Here is a 6632-nt window from a genome sequence, read left to right as displayed (position 1 = left end):
CGGGAGCCGTACGGGAGCCGTACGGGACAAGGCCATGATGCGTACAGGGCGTGTACGGGCGCCTGCGTGACGCGTCAAGGCGCGTACGGGGCGTGGGGGGGGGGGGGGGGGGGGGGGGGGGGGGGGGGGGGCCCCCCCCCCCCCCCCGCCCGCCTCCTGGACCGTCAGCCCGTCGGCAGCCCCAGCTCGCGGGCGATCAGCATGCGCTGGACCTCGCTCGTGCCCTCGCCGATCTCCAGGATCTTGGAGTCGCGCCACATGCGGGCCACCGGATACTCGTTCATGAAGCCGTAGCCGCCGTGGATCTGGGTGGCGTCACGGGCGTTGTCCACGGCGACCGTGGACGAGTACAGCTTGGCCAGCGCCGCCTCCTTCTTGAAGGGCTCGCCGGCCACCAGACGGCTCGCCGCGTCCCGCCACGCCAGGCGCGAGGTGTGGGCCTTCATCTCCATGTCCGCGATCTTGAACTGGATGGCCTGGTTGGCGCCGATCGGCCGCCCGAAGGCATGCCGCTCCTTGGCGTACTTCACCGACTCGTCCACACAGCCCTGGGCGAGACCCGTGCCCAGCGCCGCGATGGCGATGCGTCCCTCGTCGAGGATGCGCAGGAACTGGGCGTAGCCCCGGCCCTCTTCGCCCAGCAGGTTCGCCGCCGGAACCCGTACGTCCGCGAAGGACAGCTCCCGCGTGTCCGACGCGTTCCAGCCGACCTTCGAGTACGGGGCCGCCACCGTGAACCCCGGGGTGCCCGACGGGACGATGATCGACGAGATCAGCGGCCTGCCGTCCGGTTTCCGTCCGGTCACCGCCGTCACCGTGACCAGGCCCGTGATGTCCGTGCCCGAGTTGGTGATGAAGCACTTCGTGCCGTTGATCACCCATTCGTCCGTCGCCTCGTCCAGGCGGGCCGTGGTGCGGGTCGCGCCCGCGTCGCTGCCGCCGTCCGGCTCGGTCAGCCCGAACGCGCCCAGGATCTCGCCCGTACACAGCCGGGGCAGCCACGCGCGCTTCTGCTCCTCCGTGCCGAAGAGGTGCAGCGGCATCGCGCCCAGCGAGACCCCGGCCTCCAGGGTGATCGCCACCGACGAGTCCACCCGGGCCAGTTCCTCCAGGGCCACGCCCAGCGCGAAGTAGTCGCCGCCCATCCCGCCGTACTCCTCCGGGAACGGCAGGCCGAACAGCCCCATGCGGCCCATCTCGCGGACGATCTCGTACGGGAACTCGTGCCGCTCGTAGAAGTCGCCGATCTTCGGCGCCACGACGTCGTGGGCGAACTCCTCGACCGTACGGCGGAGTTCTTCCAGTTCGGGGGAGAGCTTGTGGTCCATGTCGTTCACTGCTCCTGGTGGGAGAGGGCTCGTACGGTGCGGGACGGGCTGGTTCGGCCCAGGTGGGCGGCCATCCAGACGCTTGTGGCGACCAGACGGCCGAGGTCGATCCCGGTCTCGATGCCGAGGCCCCGCAGCATCCATACGAGGTCCTCGGTGGCGAGGTTGCCGGTGGCCGACTTCGCGTACGGGCAGCCGCCCAGCCCGCCCGCGGACGCGTCGACCGTGGTGACACCGTGCCGGAGCGCGGTCAGCGTGTTGGACAGCGCCTGGCCGTAGGTGTCGTGGAAGTGGACGCCCAGGGCGGACACCGGTACGCCAGCGTCCGTCAGCGCGTCGAGCAGGGCGCTCACGTGGCCCGGGGTCGCCACGCCGATGGTGTCGCCCAGGCTCAGCTCGTCGCAGCCCATGTCCAGCAGGGCCCGGCAGACCCTCACCACCTGGGCGACGGGGACGGCGCCCTCCCAGGGGTCGCCGAAGCACATCGACAGATAGCCCCGGACATGGACGTCCTCCGCCTTCGCCCGGGTCACCACCGGCTCGAACATCGCCAGCGCCTCGTCCACCGTGCGGTTGAGGTTGGCCTGGGCGAAGGACTCCGTGGCGCTGGCGAACACCGCGACCCGGCGGGCACCGAGGGCCAGCGCGCGGTCCAGGCCCCGTCCATTGGGCACCAGCACCGGCAGCTCGACGGGCAGGTCGCTCACCTGCGGAAAAAGCTGCTCCGCATCCGCCAGTTGAGGGACCCAGCGGGGGTGGACGAAGCTCGTCGCCTCGATGGTGGTCAGGCCCGCCGCGGCCAGGCGGCGGATGAACTCCGCCTTCACCACCGCCGGGACGACGGCCTTCTCGTTCTGCAGGCCGTCGCGCGCCCCCACCTCGTGGATCCGCACCCGCGCGGGCAGCCCTCCGGCCGGTACGGTCATGGGCAGGCCTGCTTCCGAGACGTTCATGCCGTCCTCTCCTCCTCCGTGGCCGCGGGTGCGATGACGGCCAGTACCTGGTCCATGGCGACCGTCGTGCCCGGGGCCACGTCGAGTTCGGTGACCGTGCCGGCGTGCGGGGCGGAGATGACGTGCTCCATCTTCATCGCCTCCACCACCAGCAGGCTCTGGCCGGCCGCCACCTCGTCACCGACGGCGGCCTTCACCACCGTCACCGTGCCGGGCATCGGCGCGGTGAGCGAGTCGGCGCCCGCCCGGCCCGCGCCGGTCAGGGACGCGGCGACCGGGTCGTGGTCGCGCACGTGCCAGGCGTCGCCGTCGCGGCCGAGCCAGTCGCCGGCCCGGTGGAAGGTGTGGCGGACACCGTCCACCGTCACCGACACCCGGTCCTCGGTGACGGTGTGGGAGCCGCGCGGAGTGTGCTCCACCGGGTCGGTGACCCGGAGGTGGAACGCGACCGGCTTCGGCGTGCCCCCCAGGCGCCAGCCGCTCGGCTCCGAGAACGGGTCCGTCCAGCCGTCACCGCGCGGACGCAGCGCGTCCAGCCGTACGGCCGCCGCCGCCTCGTACACCTCCTCCGGCACGTCGGTGGCGACCAGGCTCTCCGCCTCGCGCTCCACCAGGCCCGTGTCCAGGTCGCCGCTCACCACCGCCGGGTGCGCGAGCAGCCGCCGCAGGAACCCGGCGTTGGTCGGCACGCCCAGCGTGACCGTCTCCGCGAGCGCCGCCCGGAGCCTGCGCAGCGCACTCGCGCGGTCGGGGCCGTACGCGATCACCTTCGACAGCATCGGGTCGTAGAGACTGCCGACCTCCGTGCCCTCGCTGAGCCCGGAGTCGGTGCGCACCCCCTCGCCCTGCGGCTCGCGCAGCCTCAGCACCGTGCCGCCGGAGGGGAGGAAGCCCCGTGAGGGGTCCTCGGCACAGATACGGGCCTCGACGGCGTGGCCGGTGAGCCTGACGTCCTCCTGAGCGAAGCCGAGCCGCTCGCCCGCCGCGACCCGCAGCTGCCACTCCACCAGGTCCAGCCCCGTGATCAGTTCGGTGACCGGGTGCTCCACCTGGAGGCGGGTGTTCATCTCCATGAAGTAGTACGACGACGGGTCGTTGCCCGGCACGATGAACTCCACCGTGCCCGCGCCCCGGTAGCCGCAGGAGCGGGCCGCCTGGACCGCCGCCTCGCCCATCGCGGCCCGGGTCCCCTCGTCCAGCAGGACGCTGGGCGCCTCCTCGACGATCTTCTGGTGGCGGCGCTGGAGGGAGCACTCGCGCTCACCGAGGTGGACGACGCCCCCGTGGCCGTCGGCCAGCACCTGGATCTCGATGTGCCGGGGGCGGTCGATCCACCGCTCGACGAGCAGCGTGTCGTCGCCGAACGAGGCGCGGGCCTCGCGGCGCGCGGCGGCGATCTCGTCGGCCAGCCGCTCCGGGTCCCGTACCAGCCGCATGCCCTTGCCGCCGCCCCCCGCGGACGGCTTCAGCAGCACCGGCATGCCGATCTCCCGGGCCGCGTCCGCGAGCTGCTCGTCCGTCAGACCGCTGCCGCTGGAGCCGGGCACGACCGGGACCCCGGCCGCCCGCACCGTCTCCTTCGCGCGGATCTTGTCGCCCATCAGCGCGATCGCGTCCGCCGGCGGTCCGACGAACACCAGTCCCGCCTCGGCGCAGGCCCGCGCGAACCCCGCGTTCTCGGCGAGGAACCCGTACCCCGGGTGCACCGCCCGGGCGCCGGTGCGGGCGGCGGCCTCCAGCAGCCGCTCCACCGACAGATAGCTCTCCGCGGCCGGCGCCGGCCCGATCCGGACCGCCGTGTCGGCCTCGCGGACGTGCCGGGCGTCGGCGTCCGCGTCGGAGAAGACGGCCACCGAGCGCACGCCCATCGACCGCAGGGTGCGGACGACCCGGACGGCGATCTCGCCCCGGTTCGCCACCAGCACTGTCTCGAACATCTGACCCGACATGGTCTGATCCGCCATCCTCTGAGGTCCCCTCACATCCGGAAGACGCCGAACTGGGGGTCGCCCAGTGGCGCGTTGGCGCACGCGGTCAGGGCCAGGCCCAGGACCTGCCGGGTCTCCAGCGGGTCGATCACCCCGTCGTCCCACAGGCGGGCCGTCGCGTAGTAGGCATTGCCCTGCCGCTCGTACTGCGCGCGGACCGGCGCCTTGAAGGCGTCCTCGTCCTCGGCCGGCCAGCTCTCCCCGCGAGCCTCCAGTTGGTCGCGTTTGACCGTCGCCAGCACGGAGGCGGCCTGTTCGCCGCCCATGACCGAGATCTTGGCGCCCGGCCACATCCACAGGAAGCGGGGCGAGTACGCCCTGCCGCACATCGAGTAGTTGCCCGCGCCGTACGAACCGCCGACCACCACCGTCAGCTTCGGCACCCGTGTGCACGCCACCGCCGTCACCATCTTGGCGCCGTGCTTGGCGATGCCGCCGGCCTCGTAGTCCTTGCCGACCATGAAGCCGGAGATGTTCTGCAGGAACACCAGCGGGATGCCGCGCTGGTCGCACAGCTCGATGAAGTGGGCGCCCTTCTGGGCCGACTCGGAGAACAGGATGCCGTTGTTGGCGACGATCCCCACCGGATGGCCGTGGATCCGGGCGAAACCGGTGACCAGGGTCTGCCCGAACTCCGCCTTGAACTCGGCGAAACGCGACCCGTCCACCACGCGCGCGATGACCTCCCGCACGTCGTACGGCGTACGGGAGTCGACCGGGACGGCGCCGTACAGCGACAGCGGGTCGACCTTGGGCTCCACGGCCTGCTCGACCCCCCAGGGGAGCGGGCCGCGCGCCGGGAGGGTCGCGACGATGTTCCGCACGATCCTGAGCGCGTGCGCGTCGTCCTCGGCGAGATGGTCGGTGACGCCGGAGACCCGCGCGTGCACCTCGCCGCCGCCCAGTTCCTCCGCCGTGACCACCTCGCCGGTGGCCGCCTTCACCAGGGGCGGGCCGCCGAGGAAGATCGTGCCCTGGCCGCGGACGATCACCGCCTCGTCGCTCATCGCCGGGACGTACGCCCCGCCCGCCGTGCACGAGCCCAGCACCGCCGCGATCTGCGGGATGCCGGCGCCGGACATCCGGGCCTGGTTGTAGAAGATCCGCCCGAAGTGGTCCCGGTCGGGGAACACCTCGTCCTGCATCGGCAGGAAGGCGCCGCCGGAGTCCACCAGGTAGACGCAGGGCAGCCGGTTGTCCAGGGCCACCTCCTGCGCGCGCAGGTGCTTCTTCACCGTCATCGGGTAGTACGTGCCGCCCTTGACGGTCGCGTCGTTGGCGACCACCACGCACTCGCGCCCGGCGACCCGCCCGATCCCGGCGATCACCCCGGCCGCCGGGGCCTGCCCCTCGTACATCCCGTCGGCCGCCAGCGGGGCCAGCTCCAGGAAGGGCGAACCGGGGTCGAGGAGGGTGTCCACGCGCTCGCGGGGCAGCAGTTTGCCCCGCGCGGTGTGCCGGGCCCGCGCCCGCTCGCCGCCGCCGAGCGCGGCCGCCGCCAGCTTGGCGCGCAGCTCCTCGACGAGTGCGCGGTGCGCCTCCTCGTTGGCCCGAAAGGACTCCGACGCGGGATCGGCCGCGCTGTGAAGTTCCGGTGCCTCGTCCATCTGCCGGTCCCCTCGACTGGTTAATGACCGTTAACGGATTTCCCTCAGGTTAACGACCGCTAACCCCGCTGTCTAGAATCGTTCCCATGGCCACCAGAACCGACGCACCGACCCGCCGCGAGCAGATCCTCAAGGAGGCCGCGCGGCTGTTCGCCGAGCGCGGTTTCCACGGAGTCGGGGTCGACGAGATAGGTGCCGCGGTCGGCATCAGCGGCCCCGGCCTGTACCGGCACTTCCCGGGCAAGGACGCGATGCTCGCGGAGCTGCTGGTGGGGATCAGCGGCCAGCTGCTCACCGGCGCGAAACAGCGCCTGAAGGAGGTCGACGGGGCGGCTCCCGAGGTGGTCCTGGACTCACTGATCGAGGGCCACATCGACTTCGCGCTCGACGACCGGCCCCTCATCACCCTGCACGACCGTGAGCTGGACCGCCTCCGGGACACCGACCGCAAGCTGGTGCGGCAGTTGCAGCGGCAGTACGTCGAACTGTGGGTCGGGGTGGTGCGCGCGCTGTACCCGGACCTGGCCGAACCCGCCGCCCGCTCGGCCGTGCACTCCGTGTTCGGGCTGCTCAACTCCACCCCGCACCTCACCCGGACCGGCTCCCTGCCCGGCCGCGCCACGACGGCGGCCCTCCTGCACCGGATGGCCCGCGGCGCCTTCGCCGCGGCGGACTCGGCCTGACCGCCGGCCGGTCCGGTCCGGCCCCGGGCCCACCCTCCCGGACTCACCCTGCCGGTCCTCCACGGCGCCCGGG

5 protein-coding genes are annotated in these 6632 nt (G+C 72.6%); 1 reads left to right on the top strand and 4 read right to left on the bottom strand.

Annotated features, from left to right (window positions below; genetic code table 11):
- Positions 1-164: 164 nt before the first annotated feature.
- The 4 genes from ACIF80_RS35990 to ACIF80_RS35975 are packed head-to-tail and all read right to left on the bottom strand — an operon-like array spanning position 165 to position 5876.
- Entirely contained in the window at positions 165-1328 is a 1164-nt protein-coding gene (locus ACIF80_RS35990) for an acyl-CoA dehydrogenase family protein (RefSeq protein WP_399812839.1), read from the bottom strand.
- 5 nt (positions 1329-1333) lie between these two features.
- On the bottom strand, positions 1334-2281 hold the full coding sequence (locus ACIF80_RS35985) for a hydroxymethylglutaryl-CoA lyase (RefSeq protein ID WP_399812836.1): 948 nt from the start codon (positions 2279-2281) through the stop codon (positions 1334-1336).
- A complete protein-coding gene (locus ACIF80_RS35980; RefSeq protein WP_399812834.1) occupies positions 2278-4218 on the bottom strand; it encodes an acetyl-CoA carboxylase biotin carboxylase subunit in 1941 nt (646 codons plus the stop codon). The genes ACIF80_RS35985 and ACIF80_RS35980 overlap by 4 nt, the downstream gene beginning before the upstream one ends.
- A 41-nt stretch (positions 4219-4259) precedes the next feature.
- Positions 4260-5876, bottom strand: a complete 1617-nt coding sequence (locus tag ACIF80_RS35975; protein ID WP_399812832.1) for a carboxyl transferase domain-containing protein — start codon at positions 5874-5876, stop codon at positions 4260-4262.
- A gap of 86 nt (positions 5877-5962) precedes the next feature.
- Here ACIF80_RS35975 and ACIF80_RS35970 point away from each other — a divergent pair, with 86 nt between their 5' ends.
- The gene (locus ACIF80_RS35970) at positions 5963-6559 is read left to right on the top strand and encodes a TetR/AcrR family transcriptional regulator (RefSeq protein WP_399812830.1); all 597 of its coding nucleotides are present in this window, start codon (positions 5963-5965) and stop codon (positions 6557-6559) included.
- The last annotated feature ends 73 nt before the right edge of the window (positions 6560-6632 follow it).

The sequence above is a fragment of the Streptomyces sp. NPDC085927 genome (genome assembly GCF_044540975.1).
Lineage (GTDB): Bacteria > Actinomycetota > Actinomycetes > Streptomycetales > Streptomycetaceae > Streptomyces > Streptomyces hirsutus.
Note: the sequence above shows the minus strand (reverse complement) of the source record. Positions and strands in the feature narration are given on the sequence as shown.